This is a genomic window from Geobacillus sp. LEMMY01 (assembly GCF_002042905.1).
GTDB classification, from domain to species: Bacteria; Bacillota; Bacilli; order Bacillales; family Anoxybacillaceae; genus Geobacillus; species Geobacillus proteiniphilus.
In genome coordinates, this window is sequence record NZ_MVKA01000004.1 from 45,001 (window position 1) to 69,027 (window position 24,027).

The window sequence follows — 24,027 nt, forward strand, 5'->3', positions numbered from 1 at the left end:
CATATGTCCGCTATCGGGAAGACAGGATTTGAACCTGCGACCCCATGGTCCCAAACCATGTGCTCTGCCAAACTGAGCTACTTCCCGCCAACGCGCTCGAGAGGATTCGAACCCCTAACCTTCTGATCCGTAGTCAGATGCTCTATCCAATTGAGCTACGAGCGCAAGTGCCGAGGGCCGGACTCGAACCGGCACGGTAGTTACCTACCCCAGGATTTTAAGTCCTGTGCGTCTGCCAATTCCGCCACCCCGGCTAAATGGGCAAATAAATGGAGCGGAAGACGGGACTCGAACCCGCGACCCCCACCTTGGCAAGGTGGTGTTCTACCGCTGAACTACTTCCGCTCGAATCAACATGCGGGTGAAGGGACTCGAACCCCCACGCCCGTAAAGGGCACTAGACCCTGAATCTAGCGCGTCTGCCAATTCCGCCACACCCGCAAATCAATTGTGGTGAGCCATGGAGGACTCGAACCTCCGACCCTCTGATTAAAAGTCAGATGCTCTACCTACTGAGCTAATGGCTCATAGTTTGGAAAACACCCCAAGTAATTATCTAGCTCTACCTGCCCCTTCCTCTGCCAGTCTGTTCAAGGAAGCTAGATGCGTCGGGGCAACTCGATGCCTATTCCACGATGTAACGCCCGTTACTGAGCTAATGGCTCATGGGTTAGATAACACTCCGAGACAACGATGTCCCTTCCTCTGCCAGCTGATTCAAAGAAGCCGAATGCGTCGGGACAACTCGATGCCTATTCGACGATGTAACGCTCGTTACTGAGCTAATGGCTCATAATAGGTGATGGTGGAGGATGACGGGATCGAACCGCCGACCCCTTGCTTGTAAGGCAAGTGCTCTCCCAGCTGAGCTAATCCTCCACGGGATTGCCTAGCGACGACCTACTCTTGCAGGGGCGCTGGCCCCAACTACCATCGGCGCTGGAGGGCTTAACTTCCGTGTTCGGGATGGGAACGGGTGTTTCCCCTCCGCTATCATCACTAGACAATCAACAGACAAGTTATATTATAATTAAATTTATTTATTTGTCAATAGGTCCTTGTTTTTGATTAGTGCTGTCATTTCAATGCGCTATCATAATATAACACGTTGGGAATGGTTTGTCAACTCAACTTCCTATGTTTGTTTTTCAACAAAACAACGACGACTATTTTTACTACTTAAAAAAAATCGCCCCCTGCTGCTTGTCTTTACAGGGAGCGATCAAATTTATCTATGACGCATTTGCGGGAAAAGCAGCACGTCGCGGATCGACGGCGAGTTCGTCAGCAGCATGACCAGACGGTCGACGCCGATGCCAAGCCCGCCTGTTGGCGGCATGCCGTACTCGAGCGCTTCAAGGAAGTCTTCGTCCATTTCATGTGCTTCATCGTTTCCTTGTTCACGCTCTTTCAGCTGCGCCTCAAAGCGTTGGCGCTGATCGATCGGATCATTCAATTCGGTAAAGGCGTTGGCATGTTCGCGCCCGACGATAAACAGCTCAAATCGGTCGGTAAAACGCGGGTCGTCCGGATTTTTCTTGGCCAACGGTGAAATTTCAACCGGATGGCCATAAATGAACGTCGGCTGAATGAGGTGAGACTCGACTTTTTGTTCAAAAAATTCGTTGACAATATGGCCAAACGTCATATGTGGAGCAACTTCCACTCCATGTTCTTTCGCCAGCTCCCGCGCCTCTTCGTCGCTCATCTGCCGCCAGAAGTCGACGCCGACATATTCCTTGATCGCATCGACCATATGGAGGCGCCGCCACTCGGGCGTTAAGTCGACGACATGCTCGCCGTATTGAATTTTCGTCGTTCCAAGCACTTCAGTGGCAATGTGGGCGATCAAATTTTCGGTCAGTTTCATGATGTCGCGGAAATCGGCGTACGCCTCGTACAATTCGAGCATCGTAAACTCCGGATTATGACGGGTGGAAATGCCTTCGTTCCGGAAAACGCGGCCGATTTCATACACTTTTTCCAAACCGCCGACGATGAGCCGTTTTAAATGGAGCTCGATGGCGATTCGCATATAAAGGGTCATATCCAATGCGTTATGATGCGTAATGAATGGGCGCGCCGCAGCGCCGCCAGCAACGGCGTGCATCATCGGCGTTTCAACTTCCAAATAGCCATGGCTGTCGAGATACCGCCGCATCGATTGGATGATTAAACTGCGGGTGATGAACGTCTTTTTGCTCTCCGGATTCATAATTAAATCGAGATAACGCTGGCGATAGCGTTGCTCTATGTCTTTCAAACCATGGTATTTTTCCGGCAGCGGACGCAGCGCTTTCGTCAAAAATTCGTACGACGACACTTTGATGGAAAGTTCACCGACTTTTGTTTTAAACATTGTGCCGCGCACGCCGACGATATCGCCAAGGTCAGAGATTTTAAACAGTTCGTACTGCTGTTCGCCAACATCGTCTTGGCGGACGTAAATTTGAATCTGCCCGGTGACATCCTGGATATGGGCGAACCCGGCTTTTCCTTTGCCGCGCTTTGTCATGATGCGGCCGGCGACGGCGACTTCAATTTGCTTTTCTTCAAGTTCCTCTTTCGACAAATCGCCGTACAGTTCGAACAGTTCTTGCGCTTTATGAGTGCGCTCGAACCGTTTGCCAAACGGGTCGACACCCAATTCCTCAATTTTTTTCAGCTTTTCCCTGCGGACGCGCAGTTGGTCGTTCAATTCTTCATGACTCATACCTCATTCACTCCATTTAGCGATTTTTTACGAAAAATACTGCCAGCGCTCGCTGGCAGTCCTCCGCTGCATGAACGTCATCTCCGTTGTTTAAACGGCTTCGGCGTTCGCCGCTGCTTGGACTTCCGCTTCCTCCGCCACGCGAAGCAACAGTGCGGCCAGTTCGTCCCGCGTTTCACATTCATTGATGGCGTTGCGGATTTTCGCTGCGCCGCGAATGCCTTTTAAATACCAAGCAGCGTGTTTACGCATTTCTTTGACGGCGATATACTCGCCTTTTAAGGCAATTAATCGGTCTAAATGCAGCAGGCAGACATCGATTTTTTCCCTCGGCGTCGGTTCCGGGATGAGCTCTCCAGTTTCTAAATAACGGACAGTGCGATAGATCATCCAAGGGTTTCCAAGCGCCGCCCGTCCGATCATGACGCCGTCGACCCCTGTTTCTTCAAGCATCCGCTTTGCATCTTGAGGCGTTTTAACATCTCCGTTGCCGATAACCGGGATGTTGACGGCTTCTTTCACTTGCTTGATGATGTTCCAGTCCGCTTTTCCTTCATACATTTGCACCCTTGTCCGTCCGTGGACGGCGACGGCCTTCCCGCCGGCGCGCTCAACGGCTTGAGCGTTTTCGACGGCGTAAATGTGCTTTTCATCCCAACCGATCCGCATTTTCACCGTGACCGGTTTTTCAACGGCATCGACGATCGCGGCAACGACATCATAGATTTTATTCGGGTCAAGCAGCCATTTCGCTCCAGCGTCGCAATTCGTAATTTTCGGCACTGGGCAACCCATGTTGATGTCGATGATATCTGCATTCGTATTTTTATCGACAAATTTCGCCGCTTTGACGAGCGTTTCTTTCTCGCCGCCGAAAATTTGCAAGCTGATCGGCTTTTCCCGTTCATCAATATATAACATGTTTAACGTCTTTTCGTTGTTGTATACGATTCCTTTGTCGCTTACCATCTCGGCGCATACAAGCCCGGCGCCGAATTCTTTGACGGTCAGGCGGAACGCGGAGTTGCATACGCCTGCCATCGGAGCGAGCACGACGCGGTTTTTAATTTCGACATCGCCAATGCGAAACATCGCAGATGCCTCCTTTCTACTTGTTCGATTCGAGTTTCGGCGGCGCCAGTTCTTCCACCGATATATTCAGCCGTTCGGCGATTTGTCCAACGAGCGAATCGGACGGCATCCGGTTCCCCCGTTCAATTTCACCAAGGATCGATACGGAAATGCCTAGTTCTTTCGCCAGTCTTTCTTGCGTATATCCTTTCAACTTTCGAAAAGCGCGAATACGTCTTCCCCATCTTTCCGCTTCCATACATGAACTCCTTTTTTGTCAGGTAGTCGGCCAATGATGTCGATTAACGGTTCAGAAAGAGTCGGTACTGTCACATGGGCGTTGACTTCCAACAACGGGATGAGCACGAACGCCCGCTCCGCCATGCGCGGATGCGGGATCGTCAGCTGCTCTGTTTCAATATTTTCATGATTATACAGCAAAATGTCAAGGTCTAACGTCCGTGGTCCCCAGCGAATTTCCCTTTTTCTTCCAAGTAGTCGTTCGATTTGCTGGGTCACGTCAAGCAAGGCAAACGGCGACAACGTGGTCGCCACCTCGATCACCATGTTTAAAAACTTGCCTTGGTTGACATAGCCGACCGGATCGGTTTCATAAATCGATGAGCTCGATGTGATAAAAATTTCCTGATGATGATGGAGCGCTTCAATGGCAGCCCGCAAATAAGAAACACGATCTCCCATGTTCGAGCCTAACGCGATATATGCGATGTTTCCCATTTAACGCCCCCTGTCAATTTCGACTGCGACATGTCGATAATGGCCGCGAATCGGCGGATTCGGTTTCGTCACTTTGACCAGGCACCGCTGAACGGAGGGGAAGGCGGCAAGCAAATCGGCAGCAATCGCCTCAGCGACTGCCTCGATCAAGGAGAATGTCCGCTCCTCCACAATCGCCCGGCAGCGCTCGTACACATCGGCGTAGTTGACAGTATGTTCTAAACGATCGCTCCGCCCGGCGGGCTGCAAATCGAGCTCCAACGTTACATCAACCAAAAACCGCTGGCCGAGGATGTTTTCTTCGCGAAGCACCCCATGGTAGCCGTAAAATTCCATGCCGTGTACGTAGATTTTATCGATGGCCGCTCTCTCCCTTCCCAAGCATAGCATCCATCATTTTCGCCATGCGGGCAATCGGCAATACATCATGGACGCGAACGATATGCACTCCTTTGACGATGCCGAGGCAAACGGTCGCTCCCGTCCCTTCCACCCGCTCCTCAACCGGGACATTGAGCACATGGCCGATAAACCGTTTGCGCGATGTACCGAGCAAAAGCGGATAGCCAAGAGCGGCAAATTCGTCAAGACGCCGCATCACTTCCAAGTTATGCTCGACCGTCTTGGCGAAGCCGATCCCTGGGTCTAAAATAATGTTTTCATCTTTCACACCGGCTTCTTTGGCAATGCGAATGCTTTCCTTCAAATCAGCGATCATGTCGGAAATCAAATCGCAATACGCCATATCGCGACGGTTATGCATTAAAATGATCGGTGCGCCGTACGTGGCGGCGACGCGGGCCATATCGGGATCGGCTTTTGCTCCCCAAATGTCGTTGATGATGTGCGCTCCGGCTTCGATCGCTTGCCGGGCGACCTCTGCCTTGTAAGTGTCAATGGAAATGGGTACGTTCACCGCCTCGGCGATCGCTTTGACCGCCGGGATGACGCGCCGCAATTCTTCATCAAGCGGCACTGGCTCCGCTCCCGGACGAGTCGATTCACCGCCGATGTCAATGATGTCCGCCCCTTCCGCCACGAGCCGCTTCGCGTGCTTGACCGCGTTTTCCACGTCGTAAAACCGGCCGCCGTCGGAAAACGAATCGGGCGTGACGTTGACAATGCCCATGATCAACGTTTTTTTGTTTAAGTCAAGCTCATGCCCGCGGCATTGAAGCCGAAGAGGGCGCATCGATGTTGTCATCAGTCGTTCATCCTTTCTGCCAATTCGTTCCTCGTCCATAACCGATGGGTCAAGCGTCGGTAATGGTGCTGCAAGGCCCGGACCACCGGACCATTTTTTCCTTGGTAAACGCAATGGCCAATGCGGCAAAGGGGTACAATTTCCTGCACAGAGTTGGTGATAAATGCTTCATCAGCCTGCAACAAATGGGACAGCGGATATACCCCTTCTTCAACTGGGATGCGCAACTGCTTGAGCAAGGCAATGATGAATTGTCTTGTGATGCCGTTTAATATGCCGACAGCCGGCGCTGGCGTGTAGACGATGCCGTCTTTCACCCAAAAAATATTGGAAACGATCCCCTCCGCTACCGCACCATCTGAATTCAAAAAAATTCCTTCCGCATGAGGTCGATGTCCGAGCTCCCATTTCCCAATCATATTGTTTAAATAATGGTGCGACTTTAGTCGCTCATTGCCTTCCGGGCTGTTTCGCCTTGCCGCGAGCACCACCCCTTCTTTTCCTTCCGGAGGGACGGGCGGCGGAAGCGGCTTCATATAGACGATGACGGTCGGGTTTCGGTAACGTTCGATCGGCAAGCCGAGATCGCCGACCCCGGCCGATACATTGAAGCGCACATAAGCGTCGCGCAAGCCATTGGCCTCGAGCAACTGCTCGATGATCGCCACCGCTTCGGCGCGGCCGAACTGCCTTTCGATGTGAAGCTCAGACAGCCCTTTGTTCAATCGGGCCAAATGATCGTCAAGCAAAAAAGGGTGGCCGCTATACGTGCGAAATGTTTCAAATAAGCCGAGCCCATATAAAAAGCCGTGATCAAACGCTGATAACTGCGCTTCTTCGCGCGGAACGACCGCGCCGTTGATATACACGTACATGATCGTCACGCCTTTTTATACATGTCGATAAAGTTTTTCAACAGCTGCATCCCATGGCTTGTCATAATCGATTCCGGGTGAAACTGCACGCCTTCCACCGGCAGCGTTTTATGGCGAATCGCCATCACTTCATCCTCTTCCGTCCAAGCCGACACGACGAAACAGTCCGGAAGCGTCTCTTTCTCGACGATAAGGGAATGGTAGCGCGTTGCCGTAAACGGGTTCGGCACGCCGCGGAAAATCGTCTCCCCATCATGGTAGACGGACGATGTTTTCCCGTGCATCAGCCTTGGAGCGCGGACAACGCGGCCGCCGAACGCCTGGGCGATGGCTTGATGCCCGAGGCAGACGCCGAAAATCGGAATTTGGCCGGCAAAGCGATCGATGACTTCCAGGCTGACCCCTGCCTCATTCGGTGTGCACGGACCGGGGGAAATCATAATAAAATCGGGGCGGAGTCGTTCGATTTCAGCCACCGTAATTTCATCATTCCGTTTGACAATCAGCTCTTCTCCCAACACGCCCAAATATTGCACTAAATTGTACGTAAATGAATCGTAGTTATCAATCATGACGATCATCATTCTCACCTCATGCTCGGAAATAATGCCTCTGCTTCGCTCAGCTCTTTCGCTTTCCAAAGGGCAGCCGCTTTCTTTAAACATTCCTTGTACTCATGCTCTGGGTTGGAATCGATGACGATGCCCGCTCCAGCCTGTACATGCGCCAATCCGTCTTTGACGACCATCGTTCGAATGGCGATGTTTAGCTCCATGTTTCCTTGAAAATCGATCCAACCGATCGAGCCCGTGTACAAGCCGCGGCGGACCGGTTCCAACTCTTCAATAATTTCCATTGTTCGCACTTTCGGGGCGCCGGTGATCGTCCCGCCGGGAAACATGGCGCGAATGACGGAAAACGCATCGTGCTCCGGCGCCATGGTGCCGGATACGTGAGAAACGATATGCATCACATGAGAATACTTTTCTACGGTCATCCATTCGTCAACTCGAACCGTCCCGTATGCACAGACGCGCCCAAGGTCATTCCGTTCAAGATCAACGAGCATGGCGTGCTCGGCCCGCTCCTTTTCACTCGCAAGCAACTTACGAGCAATTTGTTCATCCTCTGCCGCCGTCCGACCGCGCGAACGTGTGCCGGCAATCGGCCGCGTCTCAAGACGCCATCCCCGCTTGCGGACGAGCAGCTCCGGCGAGCCGCTGACAACTTGAAATTCCGGGGTATGCAAATACGCCATATAGGGTGATGGATTAAGGGCCCGCAACTGTTTGTAGACGGCAAATGGGTGTGTCAAAAGCGGCTGCGACTGGCGCACCGACAAATTGACTTGGAACACATCGCCCGCCGCAATATAGCGTTGCACGCGGCGAACCGCATCCATAAACCTCTCTTTTGTCATTGAAACAGACGGCGCAGCTGTCGAGGCAGCAAGCGGCCAGACCAGCGCTTCATTCCGATCCTCGAGCCACATCCGTGCATGCCGCGCAAGCCGCCGGTTTGCCTCGCTTTCCTCCCCTTCATTCGCGTAGGCAAGCAAATGAAGCTGTTCAGTTTGGTGATCATAAATCGCTACGTCGTCAAAGAGGAAAAAATACATGAGCGGCAGCCGCAAATCATCTTGCGCGAGCACCGGGAGCCGTTCCAAATAGCGAACCGCATCATAGCTAATGAAACCGATCAGCCCGCCTTGGCAAGGCAACGACTCCCCCTCATCCGGCACGGCGAAACACCGAAGCCATTGCCGGAGCCCTTCGAGCGGCGAGCCATCAAGCACCGTTTCAACCCCGCGCTGCTTGATGATGAGCCGCCGCTCGTCAGCGCGGATCACTCCGATCGGGTCAAGGCCGATAATGCTGTACCTTCCCCCTTGGCCGCTCTCAAGCAACACATGATGAGGCCGGCTATAGGCCAGCTGTTCGTACTGGCGGAACCAATCCCGTCCGCGATAATCGATAGTTCGTTTCAGTCGCCTGCGCCGCTGTTCCATCCTCGTCAGCTCCTTACGATGTCCATAGTTACTTTTATTGTACAATGATTGTCCGTCTGGGTCACCATCCTCGTAAAAAAATTCGACAGGGTTGCCCCTGCCGAAAAAGTCTGCTTAGTCTTCAAATTGGTAAAGAGGCGTGCTCAAATAACGTTCGCCGTTGCTCGGGATGATGGCGAGCACTTTTTTCCCTTTGCCGAGCTCTTTCGCCACTTTCAATGCCGCATGAATCGCAGCGCCGGACGAAATGCCGCCGAGAATGCCTTCCTCGCGAGCCGCGCGGCGGGCCGCCGCAAACGCTTCTTCCGTCGTTACCGTAATAACCCCATCGTAAATGCTCGTATCCAAAATATCTGGAACAAAGCCAGCGCCGATCCCTTGGATTTTGTGCGGGCCCGGTTTTCCTCCCGACAAGACTGGGGAATCGGCCGGTTCAACGGCGTAAATTTTAATGTTTGGGTAAGCTTCGCGCAACACTTTGCCTGCTCCGGTGATCGTTCCGCCCGTGCCAACGCCGGCAACAAACGCATCAAGCTGGTCGCCCATTTGCTCCACGATCTCTTTCCCGGTCGTCAAGCGATGGATTTCCGGGTTCGCCTCGTTTTTAAATTGCTGCGGCATAAAGTAGCCGTGCTCGCGGACGAGCTCTTCCGCCTTTGCGATTGCTCCGCGCATCCCTTGTGCACCCGGTGTGAGCACAAGCTCGGCTCCATACGCCCGCAGCAGGTTGCGGCGCTCCAAGCTCATCGTATCCGGCATGACTAATACCGCCTTATACCCTTTCGCTGCTGCGACCATCGCCAATCCGATCCCAGTGTTGCCGCTTGTCGGCTCAACGATCGTGTCGCCCGGCTTCAGCTTGCCCGCTTTTTCCGCCGCTTCAATCATCGCCAACGCAATCCGGTCTTTGACGCTGCTGCCCGGGTTCATAAATTCCAGTTTCAAATACACATCCGCGCTGTCTTCATCAACGATGCGGTTCAGTTTCACGGCCGGCGTATCGCCGATCAATTCGGTTATCGAGTTGACTGTGCGTGCCATTGTTCCACCTCTAATCCCCATTAATTTTATCGACTTTGTCTCCAATGTATCAACTATTGGCGTAATTGTCAATCATTTTACTGTTTTCATTCTTTTTTCGCTAATCGTTTCAACTGTTCCAGCTCCGCTTTGTCGAAATGGTACGTTTCATTGCAAAAATGGCACGAAGCTTCCGCCTGCCCTTCTTTGTCGATGATGTCTTGGATTTCCTCGGGCCCTAGGCTGATAAGGGCATCAGCGATCCGCTCGCGCGAACAGCGGCAGACGAATGACACCGGCATCGTCTCGAGCACACGGACGCCTCCATCTCCCAACAGTTGTTCGAGCAGCTGTTCCGGGCTGAGCCCTCTTTCGATCATGCGCGACACGGGCGGAATTTGTTTCAGCCGCTCTTCAATGCGAGTGATCGTGTTCTCCTCCGTCCCGGGCATCAACTGGATAATAAATCCTCCGGCGGCTCGGATGGTATGGTCGGGATTGACGAGCACCCCGACGCCAACCGATGACGGAATTTGTTCGGACGAAGCAAAATAATACGTAAAATCATCGCCAAGCTCCCCGGAGATAAGCGGCACTTGTCCGGTGAAAAAGTCGCGCAGCCCAAGATCCTTCACAACCGTCAACATCCCATTTTTGCCGACCGCCCGTGCCACATCAAGTTTCCCGTGCTCGTTCAGCTCAAAATGCACATGCGGATTCGTTACATAGCCACGCACTTCCCCTCTGGCGTTGCTGTCGACCAAAATGACGCCGATCGGGCCGCCGCCGTCAATTTTAATCGTCAACGTTTCCTCGCCTTTCAGCATCGCTCCCATCATAACACCGGCGGTCAACGCTCGACCAAGGGCCGCTGAGGCGGTCGGCCATGTTTGGTGGCGGCGTTGCGCCTCGGCGACAGTTTCCGTCGTTCTTGCGGCATACGCTCTCACTTGTCCATTGTAAGCGAGTGCTTTGACTAAGTAGTCTCCCATCTTCATCAAGCCTTTCATCCTTTTTTCTCGGTGTTTTTCTCGTACAACAATTTTAAGCCAGTCAGCGTCAAAAACGGATCAACGACATCGATGATGTCCGATTCGCTGGCAATGAGTGGAGCTAGGCCGCCGGTGGCAATCACCTTCGGCGGGATTTTGCTTTTCGCCTTCATTCGCGACACGATGCCTTCCACTTGTCCGACATAACCGTATAAAATACCGGCTTGCATGGCGCTGACCGTATTTTTGCCGATGATATCATCCGGGCGGGCGATTTCAATGCGCGGCAATTTCGCCGCCCGCGCAAACAGAGCCTCTGTCGAGATCATAATTCCCGGGGCAATGGCCCCTCCCATATATTGTTTATGTTCATTAATATAACAATACGTCGTCGCCGTGCCAAAATCGACGATAATCAGCGGACTGCCGTACAAATGGATGCCGGCGACCGCGTTGACAATCCGGTCGGCACCCACCTCACGCGGATTGTCATATTTGATGTCGAGCCCGGTTTTAATGCCCGGACCGACGATGAGCGGTTTGATATGGAAATATTTTAGACACATGCGTTCAAGAGCAAACATAATCGGCGGCACGACCGAGGAAATGATGATGCCTCGAATGTCGGAAAACTGCAAGCCGACATGGTTCAAGAGCGCTTTGATCATCATGCCGTATTCGTCTTCCGTTTTCCCCCGGCTCGTTTCAATGCGCCAATGATGTTTCAGTTCGTCCCCGTCATACACCCCTAACACCGTGTTTGTATTGCCGACGTCCAATACAAAAATCATCGCTTCATTCCTCGCTTTTCCTCGATAAATTCCCATTCTTTATCATATCATACTTACGGGAAAAAAACTGTCCTTCTTTCCCTGGGCCGCCGGCAAAAAAAAAAGATGCCTCCGAACAGAGACATCGATTACTCCTCTTTCTTTTGGATGTTGATTTTCACATCGCCGTCGCTTTTGCCGGCCTCCTCGCGCCCGTTCCGGTCTTTGGGCAGCGTGCCATGTTCGAACAAATGTTTAATTTGCTCCGCATCGAGCGTCTCGACTTCTAACAGCGTGTTGGCGATCAAATCCAATTTGTCCCGATGTTGGGTCAAAATTTGTTTCGCTTTTTCATAGCACTCTTTAATGATGCGCTGAATCTCTAAGTCAATTTCATAAGCGATTTTGTCGCTGTAGTTTTGCTCGTTGTGTAAGTCACGTCCTAAAAACACTTGCCCGCTCGGTTGGCCGAATTGAAGCGGACCAAGCTTTTCGCTCATGCCAAACTCCGTCACCATCCGGCGCGCGATGTTTGTCGCCCGCTGAAAATCGTTATGGGCCCCTGTACTCACTTCATTGAACACGATTTCCTCGGCAACGCGCCCGCCGAGCAGTCCGGTGATTTTATCCATCAGTTCGGCTTTCGTCATAAAGTAGCGGTCTTCTTTCGGCAGCATGACCGCATAACCCCCGGCTTGGCCGCGCGGCACAATCGTCACTTTATGCACCATTTCCGCATCGGCGAGCACCATGCCGATGACCGTATGCCCAGCTTCGTGAAACGCGACGATGCGCCGTTCTTTTTCCGAAATGACGCGGCTTTTTTTCGCCGGTCCGGCAATCACCCGGTCCGTCGCCTCGTCGATGTCGCTCATATCAATTTTCTTTTTGTTGCGGCGCGCCGCAACGAGCGCCGCCTCATTCAGCAAGTTTTCCAAGTCGGCGCCGGAAAATCCAGGCGTCCGCATCGCGATCGTCTTCAAGTCAACCGATTCATCGAGCGGCTTGTTGCGGGCATGCACGCGCAGCACCGCTTCACGCCCTTTGACGTCCGGGCGGTCGACGGTGATTTGCCGGTCGAAGCGACCCGGGCGCAACAGCGCCGGGTCTAAAATGTCCGGCCGGTTGGTGGCCGCGATAATAATGATCCCTTCGTTGCCGTTAAAGCCGTCCATTTCGACAAGCAGTTGGTTGAGCGTCTGCTCACGCTCGTCATGGCCACCGCCAAGGCCGGCGCCGCGCTGGCGGCCGACGGCGTCGATCTCATCAATGAAGATGATGCACGGGGCATTTTTTTTCGCCGTCTCAAACAAGTCGCGCACCCGCGATGCCCCGACCCCGACGAACATTTCCACGAAATCCGACCCGCTGATCGAGAAAAACGGCACGCCCGCTTCTCCGGCAACCGCGCGCGCCAACAACGTTTTCCCGGTTCCGGGCGGCCCAACGAGCAATACCCCTTTCGGAATGCGGGCGCCAAGTTCTGCAAACTTGCGCGGATCTTTTAAAAACTCGACGATTTCCACCAACTCTTCCTTTTCCTCATCCGCCCCAGCCACATCGCGGAAGCGGACTTTCCGCTTGTCATCCGTATACAGCCGCGCCCGGCTTTTGCCGAAATTCATCACCCGGCTGCCGCCGCCCTGTGCCTGGTTCAAAAGGAAGAAGAACAAAATAAAAATAATAACAAACGGGATGATAGAAGTGAAAAACGTCACCCATCCGCTCGTTTCGTCCGCTGGCACGACTTCCACCCGCGTCCGCGCCGCCGCCGCATCGATGCGGTCAAGCACTTTGTCACTGTTCATGACGTAGGTGGAAAAGTACTGCCCTTCGCTATATGTTTTCAACTGGCCTTTGATTTCATATACGCCGCGCTCCGGCTTAATGGAAAACGACTTGACATCCCCGTTTTCCAGATGAGTAATGAACGCATCGTACGTCATCGGCTCCGTTCGCTGGTTCGTGCCGTTAAAAAAGCTGACGACGCCGATCACGACGAGGAAAATCAGCAAATAAAAGATGGTATTGCGGAAAATCCGGTTCATTTCTTGCCTCCTCCCATATGAAACACACTATACTCAATACTATCATAGAAATTTGTTTAAATACAAACAATTCGGCCGTCGCCCAGCAACCGTTCTACTTTTGGTACACTTCCGGCTTTAAGACGCCGATAAACGGGAGGTTGCGGTATTTTTCCGCGTAATCGAGCCCGTAGCCGACGACGAATTCATCCGGGACGGTAAATCCGGTGTAATCGGCTTGAATGTCCGCCTTCCGCCCAGACGGCTTGTCAAGAAGCGTGACGATTTTGATCGAATTCGCCTTCCGGTAGCGAAACAAGTCGACCAAATAGCTGAGCGTCAGCCCGCTGTCAATAATATCCTCAATGATCAAAATATCCCGTCCTTCGACGGATGTGTTCAAGTCTTTGACGATTTTCACTTCGCCGGATGAAACGGTCGCATTGCCATAGCTTGATACGTCCATAAAATCCATTTCCAAATATGTATCAATATGTTTGAGCAAGTCGGCCATAAACGGCATCGCCCCTTTGAGGACGCCGACAGCGAGCGGAAAACGGCCTTCATATTCTTTCGTTAACAAACCGCCGAGTTCTTTGACTTTTGCCTGAATTTCCTCTTCAGTGATCAACACTTTTTGAATATCGTCTTTCATCCCCATCTTTTTTCCTCCTAGCTGTTCATCGCCTGATAGTGCAGCAAAATATAGCGGGCTTGCCCACGGTTTTGCGCTTCCAAAGCCGATTTTTTCAAGCCGGGCACCCAAAGGATACGGCCGTCGGCATCTTCGACAATCGGCCAGCGATCCCTTTCCATCCGCGGAATTTTTGCTTCAATGAAAATTTCTTTCAATTTTTTCGTGCCTCCCGTCCCCTTGAGCACCATCCGGTCGCCGCGCCGACGCGTCCGCACGCGAAGCGGCAAGGAGACGGAAGCAGGATCCACGACGAACCAATCATTCCCGGCCTGCTTTCTTGGATAGTGTTCCCCAAATTCACTGATGATTGCATAGCCGTTTGGGAGGGGCAATAGCGCCGGAACCGGCAGTTCAAACCAATAGCCTTTCTCGCCGCTTTCTGCGCCAAAAGTAAACAAACAGCGGTCGTACGAGCGAATCACTTTGAGCCCTTTTGGCAAATCGATCATTCCGGAAGGGCGGCCGCGCTCACAAAGCATCAGTATATGGCCGATATGTACGGAAGTCAATGTCGGCGGAACGCCGCCATAAAGACGGAGAAGCAACCGCTGCAGCACCCGGCGCTGCAGCGGTCGCGGCAGCGCCAAAAATGGTCCGATGGAAAGCGCCGCATCGCGATGTTGTTTTTCCATTACTTTATTCAGCGCGTCCGCGGCTAATTCCTCCAAAAATTGCTCATCTTCCGCCATCATTTCGCTGTATTGCTGAAACCGCTCGTGCAGGCGCGGATTTTCCTGCCGTAGCAACGGGACGATATGATGGCGGAACCGGTTGCGCGTATAATCGTCTTTTTCATTGCTCGGATCGCGGCGCGGAGAGAGCCCCATCTGCTGGCAATACGCTTCAATCTCCGCCCGGCTGACAGCCAAAAACGGACGGATGAGATAGCCGCCGTGAAACGGCCGTTTGACGGGAATGCCAGCGTATCCTTTGCTTGTGCTGCCGCGCACAAGCCGCATTAAAATCGTCTCAACTTGATCGTCGCCATGATGGCCTACGGCGACGTACCCCGCTTGATGCTTTTCCATCAGTTCGGCAAAAAAGCGGTAGCGGCAGATCCGCGCCGCCTCTTGGGCACCGAGGCCCGTGCGGCGCTGAAAGGCCGGGACGTCGATTTGCGCGGTCTCACATAAAATACGGCGCTCCACGCAAAAACGTTTCACAAACTCCATCTCTTCTTCTGACTCCCGCCCGCGAAACATATGGTCAACATGGGCGGCTATGACCTGAAGCTTCCATTCGTCGCGCAGCGACAAAAAAACGTGCAGCAACGCAAGCGAATCCGGCCCTCCGGAGACGCCAACGATGACGGCCGCTCCTTCTGAAAGCAGCTGATGCCTGTCGATAAAGGCGCGCACTTTGTCGATCATCCGAGCCAACCTCTTTGCGTGTCTTTCAGCTTCATCGTAACACGTCTGCCCTGTTTTCTCAAAAAAAATTACATCGCCAGCTGCCAGTATATATAAAGGGCATAGGCACCAAGCAATGCGGCGGCGATGACCACCGTTTCGACAATCCCTCTCGCTTGGCGGCGCCGTTTCACCTGCCGCCCCGACCGGCGGCTTGGCGCTGCCTTTCTTTCGTTTTTCGCCGATGTATGGCGGGAAGAGGCGGCCAATAAGTCGCGACGCATATCGGCCGCCTTTGCATATCGGCCGTCAAGCGCCTTTTGCAACACATCCTTGTATTGGGTTAAAAAGCGGTCCGCTTCGATGATGGACAACAGCTGCGCCCGCCCGTCGCCCTTTTTCTCAATCGGCCCCGGGCAGCAAGAAGAAATCATCACCATCGCCGCCGCAAACAGGTCGTAAGATGGCTCCGCTTTGCGCGACCCAAGCCCCCAATAGCCGCGGTCATACAGCTCGGTAAACTCTTTCACCGCCCTTCCTTGCAGCGTCGTCCCGCCCACATCAAGCAGTCGAACCGACGGCGGCGGCCCAGTAACAATCAAATTGTCCGGCTTTAAATCCCCAAATATCCATCCTTCTTGATGAAGCCGATCGAGCACCGACAACAGCTGCATCACGAGCACGGGCGCCCATTCTTTTCCACGGCGGCGGATGAAAGCAGCGAAATTCTCCCCTTCAATATACTCCATCACATAAAATGGGACCGTCTCCCGCGCAAATGGGCTTTGCCAGTCATCGGCTTCCAGCAAAGAAGGCCCGAGGGCGGCTCCCTGGACCTTAGCAAAACGGCGCAATATATTCATTTCCGATGCCAATGACGCATAGTCATCGCTCAACTTGACGGCGACGCGAGTCCGGCCGTTCTCCGCCAAATAGACAACGCCGTTCGCCCCGCTGCCAAGCCGCCGCAGCAGCCGGTAGGAATGGCCGTGCCATTTCCCAATGATGACCGTACCAGGCGGCAAATTACAAAGACGATTCTTCGATGTATGGCTCATCGCCATCGCCGATCCAGCTCCTTAACGACCGTTTGCGCTCAAAATAGGCGATTGCCTCGCCGAGCGCCGGTCCGGTCGGCGTCAGCCCGCCCGACGCCAATTTCGGAAAGATGGTGGACAACTCTTCAATCCTTGGCGTCCAGTCGATCATTTTTTCGGCGTGCGCCCGTTTTCCCGGGAAGATGAACACCGAAAAGCGGTTTTCGCCCATGCGCGCATTTAAGCTGAGCGATAAATCGATGAGCGCCTCTTTGACGGTCGGCAGTTTTGTTTTCATGCTCCCGCTCGTATCGATCAAAATGAGCACATCAAGGGCAACCGTTTCCCCGAGTTCATCGACGACTTCCATCACTTGGCCGCGCTTGTCCGGCGGCAAGTCCTCAAGCGAAACGTCAGAACCAAAGATTTGTTTCAACTCGCGATTGACGAGCCCTTGCAACGTCTGAGTCATCGCTTGGCGCGTCACCATTTGCACCGTTTGCGACAGCTGTTTCGCGTACACGACTTGGCTCATCCCGCCGCCAGCCGCGGCGATCGCTTCAATTTCCCGCCGTCCGTTTTCATCCATCGCGTCTTGGTCCAAGACGCCGATCACGTTCACCGTAATGCCTTGCTCACGGGCTAGTGCCGCCATGGCGGCCGGATCCTCGCCATGATTGGAGCACCCATCAGTGATAAGCAAAATTTGCCGCAGCGTTCCTGTTCGCATGTTCGTTCCCCTCCTTGGCGAATGTATTACCATCATCGCCGCTGGGGAACGTTTTTATACGCTAGCTATTGCGCCTTTTTCATATACATGTATGCCGGAATCGTCGCCCATTTCGGCGTGTTGTGCCGAACTTTGGCGACAACGACGGTCATATCGTCTTCAATCTCGCCGCCGCATTGGCGGATCACTTCCTCCATGATCAAATCGGCGACTTCTTGCGGGTCGTTCGTCTTTAATTCTTGAATTTTCCGCTTCATCCAAACATCATGGTTTTCGACGTTCATCGGCCCTTCAAACACACCATCGCTCATCATAATGAGCAAGTCGCCCGATTTCAGCTGCTCGGTGACAACGTCAAATTCCACTTCTTTAATGATGCCCATCGGCAAGTTGCTCGCTTCCACTTTCATCACCTTATCACCGCGCTTAATAAAGCTTGGCGTCGATCCGATTTTCAAAAACTTCGTCGCCGCGTTTTGCAAGTCGATGATGGCCAAATCCAGCGTCGCATACATGTCTTCTGTCGTCCGCAATGCCAAAATCGAATTGATCGATTTGATGGCAATCGACTCGTCCATTCCCGTCTGCAAAATCTTTTGCAACAGGCGCAGCGTCTCGCGGCTTTCGTCATGCGCCCGCTCCCCATTGCCCATGCCATCGCTGATGGCAACGGCGTACTTGCCGGTAGCAAGTTCAATCGTTGCATAACTGTCGCCAGAAATAAATCCCCCTCCTTTGGCGGCAAACGCGACGCCCGTTTCGACGACGAATGCTTTCGTCGAGCCGAAAGCGACGCGGCAGTAGCTGTTCGGATAGGCGGCGCATTCTTCGCGCTTAACGACGATCGTCTCCCCTAAAATGTCCGACAGCATCGGCGCGATCAGTTTTTCGCATTCACCTCGCCCTTCGCAGTAAGGAATGCTCATTTCAATATCGATATTTCCTTTTTCCAAACTGTAAATGTCGACATGGCCCACTTCGATGCCAAACTCTTGCAGCGCATGGTAAATTTGTTCTTCCTGCAAATAATGGTTTTCCTGTTCTTTCTGCATTTCTTTGGCGAAATCGTCCATCACTTGCGAAACGCCCAACAGCTGTTCAGCGACAAGTTTCCGGCTTTCGTGGATTTGCCGTTTGAGCTTGCGGTTTGCTTGATAAGCAACCATCTCTTTTTCAATCGCATCGACGACTTTGCCGGCCTTGACGCAATACCGCTCCCACTCGCGCAGCAACGGATGGTTTTGCGCCAATGTTTTTTCATCCGCCTCGCCCATCATTTGCTTCATGTACGCATAGGTTGTACGAAAGTTGTCCGCCCAGCATTGCGCCTTCTTAAAGCACGTTTGGCACGTTTTTTCCGTGATGTCGCTCAAAAAATAGTCGACTTCACGGTCGCTGTATTCATTGGCATCCGGAAGCGGTTCGGGCGAAAAGCTTTCCGCCAGCGCCTGAAAGACGTTGGAAAACTGCGAGACGCGTTGCACCGTCATATCGCGGATTTTCCGGACGTATTGTTGTTGCTCATTTATATATTCTGCCGTGCCGGGAATGTATTTGGCGATTTTCTCCGTCAGTGAACGGGATGTACCAAAAAACAGCATAATAGCGATGCCGGATTCAAGCAGCGTCGGTGCAAGCTCACTCTTCCCTTCACCGTATAAACCAAGCAGCAGCGTCGCGACGAGGAGGCCGAACGCCACCCCAAGTTTTTTCCCTTCCCTCAGCAACCCGCCAAGCAGCCCGGCGAAAGCAAGCAAGCTCATTTCCGACAAGTTGCCGACATTTGCCAAGCTCAGTACAAGCCCGGTGACAACGCCGACGGTGGAGCCGGTCGCCGCCCCGGCGACAAACGCGAACAACAAAACGAGGTAGCGCGACATCACATGCTCAAGCGACAAACCGTACACAGCCCAGCCGATCATCCCGGTCAACATCGAGGCGAGCAAAATGATCAACGAAATGATCTCTTCCGCTCGCAACGCATGTTTATGCTTCTGCACTGTCAACAACGGGATGCTTTGCATAAAAATCAACGTCAATACAAGCGACAGCCCGGCTTCGACGACCGCCATGGCGGCGCCGTAGACCGACCGCTCTCCGAGCCAATAATAGGAGATCAGCCATTTGGCGGAAAGAGAGAGCACAAACACAACAAATGGAACGATTTTCAGTGACTCACTGATCACTCTCCGCACCCATCCGTAAATAAAGAGAAAGCCAAAAATGGAAACGCCGACAAACAGCGCCACATCAAGCGACAGCGTCAAAGCACCGGCCAACAGCGAGATCAACGCAAAAGCGGCCTTGTCGCGGCGCAGCATATAGACCGAAACGAAAAATGGCAAAGCGAACGGGGTCAGCTTCGACAAAATCAACGCTCGTCCAAGCAAAAAGCCAACAAGAAGAAGCAAAAAGCCTTGATGGATGAACAGATGACCAAGGCGCAGCTTCACATGGCGCATCCAGCGCGACACCGTTGCTTGCGTGTCATGAATCGGCACTTCCGAAATGCTGCGGCGCACCGTCCCTCTTTCTACTCTTTCCATTCCCGATCCTCTCCTTTGCCTTTCTATTGCCCCCTATTATATCGCTTTAATTGTCAGAAATTTGTCAAAACAACAAAGAAAAATAAAAAATCGTTCGACGTTTTCCACGGCAAAACGCGGTCAACAGGCTTGTTCCGACAGAAAGAGACAAAAAAGAAAAACGAGCATGCCGCTTGATGGCGCATGCTCGTTTGCGATGACCCGTACGGGATTCGAACCCGTGTTACCGCCGTGAAAGGGCGGTGTCTTAACCACTTGACCAACGGGCCATTTTTGATTGTTGGTGGCGGTGGAGGGGATCGAACCCCCGACCTCACGGGTATGAACCGTACGCTCTAGCCAGCTGAGCTACACCGCCGTGTGGCAACAGTTTATATCATAACGGAGGAGATGACGATTGTCAATACATATAGGCGGAAAATGCAGAGGGAAAATATATCCTCTTATTCCTTACAGAAACAAAAAAAGCATCCATAGCGACGGATGCTTGTTTCCTAATTTGTCATCCTTCAAACAATCTTTCAGCAGCAAGTTACCCTCGTCTCGCTCCACGACCTCCCCGCTTCGACTCCGTATGACGGCGCAGCGATGCCAATCGGTCTTCACTCTCTTTTAAGAATCGGCTGATTTTTTGTTCTAAGCTGTCCGCCGCGGAGCGGTCGTTTGTCCGATGGCGCGGCCGCTGCGAAGAAGGCGTGTCTTTTGCTTTGCGAATGGATAAACCGATTTTTCCATCTTGACCGACGTTGATGACTTTGACATACACCATATCGCCGACTTTCAGATGATCGTTGATGTCTTTGACATAGTTATCGGCTACCTCGCTAATGTGAACGAGTCCTGTGACCCCCTCCGGCAGCTCCACAAACGCCCCAAATTTCGTAATGCCCGTGACCTTGCCTTGTAACTTGCTGCCTACTTCAATCGACATAAAAAAAGTGCTCCTCCTTAAAACGCTTTAAAGATGGTGTTTTTTTCATTATAGCGAATGGGAAAAATGCGTGTCAATATGACGAATGCCCGTAGAAAATGGGCATTCGCAGGCAAAATTATTTTTCCGGCAAGACGAAAATAATTTCCCCATCTTTCGATAAGTAATATTTTTTCCGCGCCAGCTCGGCGATATAGTCATCATCATGCAACTTTTTCATTTCCTCTTTCAACTGCTTTTCCTTCCGTTCAAGCTCCGCAAGCTGCTCTTTCAGCTTTTGCTGTTCCGCCGTTTTTGCATCGATTGCCTTCGCTTGCGAGTGCAAGGTGTAGACAAGAGCAGAGGCGAACATCGCAAACAACAACGACCAGACAACCAAACGGACAGCGACAGCCCGCCGTCTTCTCGCCGCCTTCTGCTTTTTCTCCTCATGCTCCGCTATGTACGTCGACGACAGCTTCGTCACATTCGTTCTCCGGGGCACGTTCATCGCGTTTACACCTCTTTTACTCGCGCCATTTCGCAAACCACATCCTTATTTTCTCTTTTGTATTCTTGATTTGTCCAGCAAATCCTTTTAAACGGTGAAAAAATTTTTCCACCCCGGCTTGCCTTTGCGGCGGCATCCGCCGCCAAATGATGATGCCCGTCCAACGCAGCGGGGCAAGCAAAAGGCGGATCATCTTCCAAACAGCCAGCAGCCAAAATCGGGCGATCCACAACAAAAGCCGCCAAGCAAACAATAGAAGTGCCAGCGCCATTTGCCCAAGGAGGATGAGCGGGCGCATGACCATGAGGCGGAACAGCTGAGCGAGCGTCTGTCCGAGTCTTACCGCCAGCCCAATGAGCCACTCGAGCACCCGAACATACCAGGAGCGGAGCAAGCTTTGATAAGCGGCATATCCGCATAAAAGCGCGAGAAACAAATAAAAGCGAAGCTCGCCTTCATTGACGAGCAGAAGCACATAAAACACGATGAGCGCCTGCACCGCCCAAAACAGCACGTCATTCACAAAGACGAGCCAGTGCGCCCGCTCATGCCGTTTCAACATCCGGCTGTACGTATCCCACGCCAAGCCAAGCCAACCGCCCATGCCAATCATCGCCAGCATGGTGTACAGCTGTATGCTGACATTCATTTGAACAACTTGCTAAAGAATCCTTTAGCCTTCTCCTGATGGTCATCTAAATAAACGAGGTCGAAAATGCGCCCTTTAATCGAAACAACGCCTTTGTCGACATCTAAGTTTTTCATTTGCAAGTTTTGCCCGCGGATGGCCAAAAAGCCCATGACCGTCTCAAGCAAAAACTCCTCGTTGTCAAAGCTCTCGACTTGTTTCACCCCGGTGATGTCAAGAAGGCGCCGGCCGCGCATGATCACATCATGTTCTTGGACCGGACCTTTGTTCGTGCTTCCGCCAAATTCATCGTGTCGACTCATGTTCATCCCCCGCATTTCCATTTAGTATAGAAAGCCGGCAAGGCCAACCGCCTTTTCTCATCCGTTGTTTGTACCATATGTATGTCAGCGGGGGATGGTTTAGAACAAGCCTGCAGGACAAATTAGACGTCGTCTTGTTCCGGCGCCGGGGCGGTCCGTTCTTCGCGGATCAATTCGTACAGCCCGGCCGCCTCCTCTTTTTTCGTTGTTTCTTTTAGATCCGTCACTTTTACCGTTACCCGCTTTTGCCCAAATTGAATCGTCAATTCATCGCCGACTTTCACATCGGAGCTCGCTTTGGCGACATGGCCGTTGATCCACACTCTCCCTTGATCGGCGATTTCCTTCGCCAGTGTGCGGCGTTTGATGAGGCGAGACACTTTTAAAAATTTATCAAGGCGCATTGCATGATCCCCCTTACCGTTCGTTTTCTTTGGCTTCTTCCCAAAAACGATCGAGTTCGGCAAGCGAAAACGAGGTGATCGACCGGCCGCTTTTTCGCACTTGTTCCTCGATATAAGCGAAACGGCGGGCAAATTTGTCGTTAGCCATTTGCAGCGCTTCTTCCGGTTGAATCCCGTAATAACGGGCGAGGTTGATGAGCGCGAACAATAGATCGCCAAACTCGCCGACAAGCCGATCGCGACGGCCGCCGGACGTTTCGGCTCGAAACTCGGCCATTTCTTCTTCGACTTTTTGCCATATCGGCGGGGCATCATCCCAGTCAAACCCGACTTTCGCCGCTCGTTTCTGCAGCTCGTACGCCCGCATGGTCCCTGGCAAACTTTTCGGAATGTCGGCAAGAATCGATTCCGAAAGCCCGCCTCCTTTTTCTTTCTCCTTGATCTTCTCCCAGTTGGCAACGACTTGTTCGGCCGTCTCGGCCGTGACATCGCCAAACACATGCGGGTGGCGTCGAATCATTTTCGCCGTCAGCGTGCGGATGACGTCGTCGATCGAAAACAACCCTCGGTCGGCGCCGATTTGCGCATGGAGCATCACTTGCAGCAATACATCGCCGAGCTCCTCGACCATATGATCATCGTCGCCCTCGTCAATCGCCTCGAGCAACTCATACGCCTCCTCAAGCAAATAGCGCTTCAGCGACGCATGCGTCTGCTTCCGATCCCATGGACAGCCGTTCGGTCCTCTCAGCGTGGCGATGACGCGGCGCAGCGTCTCAAACCGGTGGTAAAGCAACGGCTCGTCCTTCACCGGCGGCACGTAGACGCTTGTCAAGTTGTCAAGCCCCGTCTCGTGGTCCAACTCATAAAGCGGCACGCGCTTTACTTGCTCGTCCTTCGTGCCTGCCGCGGTGACAATGTAGACCGGGTAATCGTCGGGAAGCTGTTCCATCAAAGAAAGCTTCACGTTCGAGGCCACAAACGAATCGTACACTTGACAAAAAACAGCATGCAGTGAAGGCGACCATTCTTCTCCTCGAAAAGTCGTCGCATCAAGCAACTGAAACCCTTCAATTGGATCGATGCGCACCGCCGTAAACAGCGCATCCAAAAAGCTTTGACCACCTTCGATAACGATTCGGCAGACGCCGCGCCGCTCAGCTTCGAAAAGAAGCTGCACCGTCCGCTCGGCAACAAGCGGATGGCCGGGAACAGCGTAAAACACATCGCCGTGCTTCGCCTGTTCCGTCAATCGATCGACGATGTCAGCGTACACATCAGCAAACTGCTCGTGTTTTTCATACACTTCATCAAATGATGTAAACGCAATCCCTTCCTCCGTAAGCCATTTGACCACCGGGTGTTCTTTCGTCCGCAAAAAGAGCGGATGCGCCCGCTTTAGCTTTCGGTACACGCCAATCGGCAGCTGTTTTACATCTCCGGCGCCGAGGCCGAACACATAAATCGTATTCAT

At 52.7% G+C, this 24,027-nt stretch carries 24 protein-coding genes, 10 tRNA genes and 1 rRNA gene (1 of these 35 only partly in view); all 35 read right to left on the reverse strand.

Annotated elements, in window-relative coordinates:
- Window position 1, reverse strand: a tRNA-Ala gene (locus B1A75_RS03410); it reaches 72 nt to the left of the window's first position.
- A gap of 12 nt (window positions 2–13) precedes the next feature.
- Window positions 14–87 (reverse strand) — tRNA-Pro (locus B1A75_RS03415).
- Between the two features lie 4 nt (window positions 88–91).
- Window positions 92–165: transfer RNA gene (locus B1A75_RS03420), tRNA-Arg, on the reverse strand.
- A 3-nt stretch (window positions 166–168) separates the two neighbouring features.
- Window positions 169–254: transfer RNA gene (locus tag B1A75_RS03425), tRNA-Leu, on the reverse strand.
- Window positions 255–270: 16 nt separating this feature from the next.
- A tRNA-Gly gene (locus tag B1A75_RS03430) sits at window positions 271–345 on the reverse strand.
- A gap of 11 nt (window positions 346–356) precedes the next feature.
- A tRNA-Leu gene (locus B1A75_RS03435) sits at window positions 357–441 on the reverse strand.
- A gap of 10 nt (window positions 442–451) precedes the next feature.
- Window positions 452–527 (reverse strand) — tRNA-Lys (locus B1A75_RS03440).
- A 276-nt stretch (window positions 528–803) separates the two neighbouring features.
- Window positions 804–879 (reverse strand) — tRNA-Val (locus B1A75_RS03445).
- Window positions 880–887: 8 nt separating this feature from the next.
- Window positions 888–1,004: ribosomal RNA gene (gene rrf, locus B1A75_RS03450) — 5S ribosomal RNA — on the reverse strand.
- Between the two features lie 224 nt (window positions 1,005–1,228).
- Entirely contained in the window at window positions 1,229–2,713 is a 1,485-nt protein-coding gene (lysS, locus tag B1A75_RS03455; RefSeq protein WP_074043752.1) for a lysine--tRNA ligase, read from the reverse strand.
- Window positions 2,714–2,803: 90 nt separating this feature from the next.
- Window positions 2,804–3,805, reverse strand: a complete 1,002-nt coding sequence (gene dusB / locus B1A75_RS03460) for a tRNA dihydrouridine synthase DusB (protein WP_011229588.1) — start codon at window positions 3,803–3,805, stop codon at window positions 2,804–2,806.
- A gap of 16 nt (window positions 3,806–3,821) precedes the next feature.
- Window positions 3,822–4,043 (reverse strand): helix-turn-helix domain-containing protein, encoded by a 222-nt coding sequence (locus B1A75_RS03465; protein WP_011229587.1) that lies wholly within the window; start codon window positions 4,041–4,043, stop codon window positions 3,822–3,824.
- Window positions 3,995–4,522 carry a 2-amino-4-hydroxy-6-hydroxymethyldihydropteridine diphosphokinase gene (gene folK, locus B1A75_RS03470; protein WP_079935739.1) on the reverse strand — a complete coding sequence of 176 codons (528 nt, stop codon included), beginning with the start codon at window positions 4,520–4,522 and terminating at the stop codon, window positions 3,995–3,997. Before folK ends, B1A75_RS03465 begins: the two co-directional genes overlap by 49 nt.
- Window positions 4,523–4,882 (reverse strand): dihydroneopterin aldolase, encoded by a 360-nt coding sequence (gene folB, locus B1A75_RS03475; RefSeq protein ID WP_303048383.1) that lies wholly within the window; start codon window positions 4,880–4,882, stop codon window positions 4,523–4,525.
- A complete protein-coding gene (gene folP, locus B1A75_RS03480; protein ID WP_074043755.1) occupies window positions 4,875–5,726 on the reverse strand; it encodes a dihydropteroate synthase in 852 nt (283 codons plus the stop codon). Before folP ends, folB begins: the two co-directional genes overlap by 8 nt.
- Window positions 5,726–6,601, reverse strand: a complete 876-nt coding sequence (gene pabC / locus B1A75_RS03485; RefSeq protein ID WP_011229583.1) for an aminodeoxychorismate lyase — start codon at window positions 6,599–6,601, stop codon at window positions 5,726–5,728. The genes folP and pabC overlap by 1 nt, the downstream gene beginning before the upstream one ends.
- Window positions 6,602–6,606: 5 nt before the next feature.
- Window positions 6,607–7,182: an aminodeoxychorismate/anthranilate synthase component II gene (gene pabA, locus B1A75_RS03490; protein ID WP_021322648.1), complete on the reverse strand. Its 576-nt coding sequence runs from the start codon at window positions 7,180–7,182 to the stop codon at window positions 6,607–6,609.
- A gap of 5 nt (window positions 7,183–7,187) precedes the next feature.
- Window positions 7,188–8,609: an aminodeoxychorismate synthase component I gene (gene pabB / locus B1A75_RS03495; protein WP_021322647.1), complete on the reverse strand. Its 1,422-nt coding sequence runs from the start codon at window positions 8,607–8,609 to the stop codon at window positions 7,188–7,190.
- A gap of 114 nt (window positions 8,610–8,723) precedes the next feature.
- The gene (gene cysK / locus B1A75_RS03500) at window positions 8,724–9,650 is read right to left on the reverse strand and encodes a cysteine synthase A (RefSeq protein ID WP_011229580.1); all 927 of its coding nucleotides are present in this window, start codon (window positions 9,648–9,650) and stop codon (window positions 8,724–8,726) included.
- An 86-nt stretch (window positions 9,651–9,736) separates the two neighbouring features.
- Window positions 9,737–10,627: an Hsp33 family molecular chaperone HslO gene (hslO, locus tag B1A75_RS03505; protein WP_079935767.1), complete on the reverse strand. Its 891-nt coding sequence runs from the start codon at window positions 10,625–10,627 to the stop codon at window positions 9,737–9,739.
- Window positions 10,628–10,635: 8 nt separating this feature from the next.
- On the reverse strand, window positions 10,636–11,412 hold the full coding sequence (locus B1A75_RS03510) for a type III pantothenate kinase (protein WP_074043756.1): 777 nt from the start codon (window positions 11,410–11,412) through the stop codon (window positions 10,636–10,638).
- Between the two features lie 128 nt (window positions 11,413–11,540).
- Window positions 11,541–13,439 carry an ATP-dependent zinc metalloprotease FtsH gene (ftsH, locus tag B1A75_RS03515; protein WP_012820459.1) on the reverse strand — a complete coding sequence of 633 codons (1,899 nt, stop codon included), beginning with the start codon at window positions 13,437–13,439 and terminating at the stop codon, window positions 11,541–11,543.
- 94 nt (window positions 13,440–13,533) lie between these two features.
- Window positions 13,534–14,079, reverse strand: coding sequence for a hypoxanthine phosphoribosyltransferase (gene hpt, locus B1A75_RS03520; protein ID WP_012820458.1), 546 nt, complete (start codon window positions 14,077–14,079; stop codon window positions 13,534–13,536).
- Window positions 14,080–14,090: 11 nt separating this feature from the next.
- Window positions 14,091–15,485, reverse strand: coding sequence for a tRNA lysidine(34) synthetase TilS (tilS, locus tag B1A75_RS03525; RefSeq protein ID WP_079935742.1), 1,395 nt, complete (start codon window positions 15,483–15,485; stop codon window positions 14,091–14,093).
- A gap of 68 nt (window positions 15,486–15,553) precedes the next feature.
- Window positions 15,554–16,528, reverse strand: coding sequence for a serine/threonine protein kinase (locus B1A75_RS03530; protein ID WP_079935743.1), 975 nt, complete (start codon window positions 16,526–16,528; stop codon window positions 15,554–15,556).
- The gene (locus B1A75_RS03535; protein WP_256380352.1) at window positions 16,491–17,267 is read right to left on the reverse strand and encodes a VWA domain-containing protein; all 777 of its coding nucleotides are present in this window, start codon (window positions 17,265–17,267) and stop codon (window positions 16,491–16,493) included. The genes B1A75_RS03530 and B1A75_RS03535 overlap by 38 nt, the downstream gene beginning before the upstream one ends.
- Window positions 17,268–17,296: 29 nt before the next feature.
- Window positions 17,297–19,777: a stage II sporulation protein E gene (gene spoIIE / locus B1A75_RS03540; protein ID WP_079935744.1), complete on the reverse strand. Its 2,481-nt coding sequence runs from the start codon at window positions 19,775–19,777 to the stop codon at window positions 17,297–17,299.
- 197 nt (window positions 19,778–19,974) lie between these two features.
- Window positions 19,975–20,046: transfer RNA gene (locus tag B1A75_RS03545), tRNA-Glu, on the reverse strand.
- Between the two features lie 12 nt (window positions 20,047–20,058).
- Window positions 20,059–20,135, reverse strand: a tRNA-Met gene (locus tag B1A75_RS03550).
- 174 nt (window positions 20,136–20,309) lie between these two features.
- A complete protein-coding gene (locus B1A75_RS03555; RefSeq protein WP_011229571.1) occupies window positions 20,310–20,708 on the reverse strand; it encodes a S1 domain-containing RNA-binding protein in 399 nt (132 codons plus the stop codon).
- A gap of 118 nt (window positions 20,709–20,826) precedes the next feature.
- Entirely contained in the window at window positions 20,827–21,198 is a 372-nt protein-coding gene (locus B1A75_RS03560) for an FtsB family cell division protein (protein WP_079935746.1), read from the reverse strand.
- A 16-nt stretch (window positions 21,199–21,214) separates the two neighbouring features.
- Window positions 21,215–21,847, reverse strand: a complete 633-nt coding sequence (yabQ, locus tag B1A75_RS03565; protein ID WP_079935747.1) for a spore cortex biosynthesis protein YabQ — start codon at window positions 21,845–21,847, stop codon at window positions 21,215–21,217.
- Window positions 21,844–22,149 carry a sporulation protein YabP gene (gene yabP / locus B1A75_RS03570; RefSeq protein ID WP_012820452.1) on the reverse strand — a complete coding sequence of 102 codons (306 nt, stop codon included), beginning with the start codon at window positions 22,147–22,149 and terminating at the stop codon, window positions 21,844–21,846. Before yabP ends, yabQ begins: the two co-directional genes overlap by 4 nt.
- 122 nt (window positions 22,150–22,271) lie before the next feature.
- Window positions 22,272–22,553 carry an RNA-binding S4 domain-containing protein gene (locus tag B1A75_RS03575; RefSeq protein WP_079935749.1) on the reverse strand — a complete coding sequence of 94 codons (282 nt, stop codon included), beginning with the start codon at window positions 22,551–22,553 and terminating at the stop codon, window positions 22,272–22,274.
- 13 nt (window positions 22,554–22,566) lie between these two features.
- Window positions 22,567–24,027 carry a bifunctional methyltransferase/pyrophosphohydrolase YabN gene (gene yabN, locus B1A75_RS03580; protein ID WP_079935751.1) on the reverse strand — a complete coding sequence of 487 codons (1,461 nt, stop codon included), beginning with the start codon at window positions 24,025–24,027 and terminating at the stop codon, window positions 22,567–22,569.

Bases quoted from the DNA above. Each gene is read 5' to 3' on its own strand.
- spoIIE (WP_079935744.1), bottom strand. From the start codon at position 19,777: ATGGAAAGAGTAGAAAGAGGGACGGTGCGCCGCAGCATTTCGGAAGTG.
- B1A75_RS03465 (WP_011229587.1), bottom strand. From the start codon at position 4,043: ATGGAAGCGGAAAGATGGGGAAGACGTATTCGCGCTTTTCGAAAGTTG.
- B1A75_RS03535 (WP_256380352.1), bottom strand. From the start codon at position 17,267: ATGATGGTAATACATTCGCCAAGGAGGGGAACGAACATGCGAACAGGA.
- hslO (WP_079935767.1), bottom strand. From the start codon at position 10,627: ATGAAGATGGGAGACTACTTAGTCAAAGCACTCGCTTACAATGGACAA.
- B1A75_RS03575 (WP_079935749.1), bottom strand. From the start codon at position 22,553: ATGCGCCTTGATAAATTTTTAAAAGTGTCTCGCCTCATCAAACGCCGC.
- B1A75_RS03555 (WP_011229571.1), bottom strand. From the start codon at position 20,708: ATGTCGATTGAAGTAGGCAGCAAGTTACAAGGCAAGGTCACGGGCATT.
- pabC (WP_011229583.1), bottom strand. From the start codon at position 6,601: ATGTACGTGTATATCAACGGCGCGGTCGTTCCGCGCGAAGAAGCGCAG.
- pabA (WP_021322648.1), bottom strand. From the start codon at position 7,182: ATGATCGTCATGATTGATAACTACGATTCATTTACGTACAATTTAGTG.
- hpt (WP_012820458.1), bottom strand. From the start codon at position 14,079: ATGGGGATGAAAGACGATATTCAAAAAGTGTTGATCACTGAAGAGGAA.
- folP (WP_074043755.1), bottom strand. From the start codon at position 5,726: ATGACAACATCGATGCGCCCTCTTCGGCTTCAATGCCGCGGGCATGAG.
- lysS (WP_074043752.1), bottom strand. From the start codon at position 2,713: ATGAGTCATGAAGAATTGAACGACCAACTGCGCGTCCGCAGGGAAAAG.
- B1A75_RS03530 (WP_079935743.1), bottom strand. From the start codon at position 16,528: ATGGCGATGAGCCATACATCGAAGAATCGTCTTTGTAATTTGCCGCCT.
- dusB (WP_011229588.1), bottom strand. From the start codon at position 3,805: ATGTTTCGCATTGGCGATGTCGAAATTAAAAACCGCGTCGTGCTCGCT.
- pabB (WP_021322647.1), bottom strand. From the start codon at position 8,609: ATGGAACAGCGGCGCAGGCGACTGAAACGAACTATCGATTATCGCGGA.
- yabN (WP_079935751.1), bottom strand. From the start codon at position 24,027: ATGAATACGATTTATGTGTTCGGCCTCGGCGCCGGAGATGTAAAACAG.
- B1A75_RS03510 (WP_074043756.1), bottom strand. From the start codon at position 11,412: ATGATTTTTGTATTGGACGTCGGCAATACAAACACGGTGTTAGGGGTG.
- yabP (WP_012820452.1), bottom strand. From the start codon at position 22,149: ATGAGTCGACACGATGAATTTGGCGGAAGCACGAACAAAGGTCCGGTC.
- ftsH (WP_012820459.1), bottom strand. From the start codon at position 13,439: ATGAACCGGATTTTCCGCAATACCATCTTTTATTTGCTGATTTTCCTC.
- cysK (WP_011229580.1), bottom strand. From the start codon at position 9,650: ATGGCACGCACAGTCAACTCGATAACCGAATTGATCGGCGATACGCCG.
- yabQ (WP_079935747.1), bottom strand. From the start codon at position 21,847: ATGAATGTCAGCATACAGCTGTACACCATGCTGGCGATGATTGGCATG.
- B1A75_RS03560 (WP_079935746.1), bottom strand. From the start codon at position 21,198: ATGAACGTGCCCCGGAGAACGAATGTGACGAAGCTGTCGTCGACGTAC.
- tilS (WP_079935742.1), bottom strand. From the start codon at position 15,485: ATGATCGACAAAGTGCGCGCCTTTATCGACAGGCATCAGCTGCTTTCA.
- folK (WP_079935739.1), bottom strand. From the start codon at position 4,522: ATGGGAAACATCGCATATATCGCGTTAGGCTCGAACATGGGAGATCGT.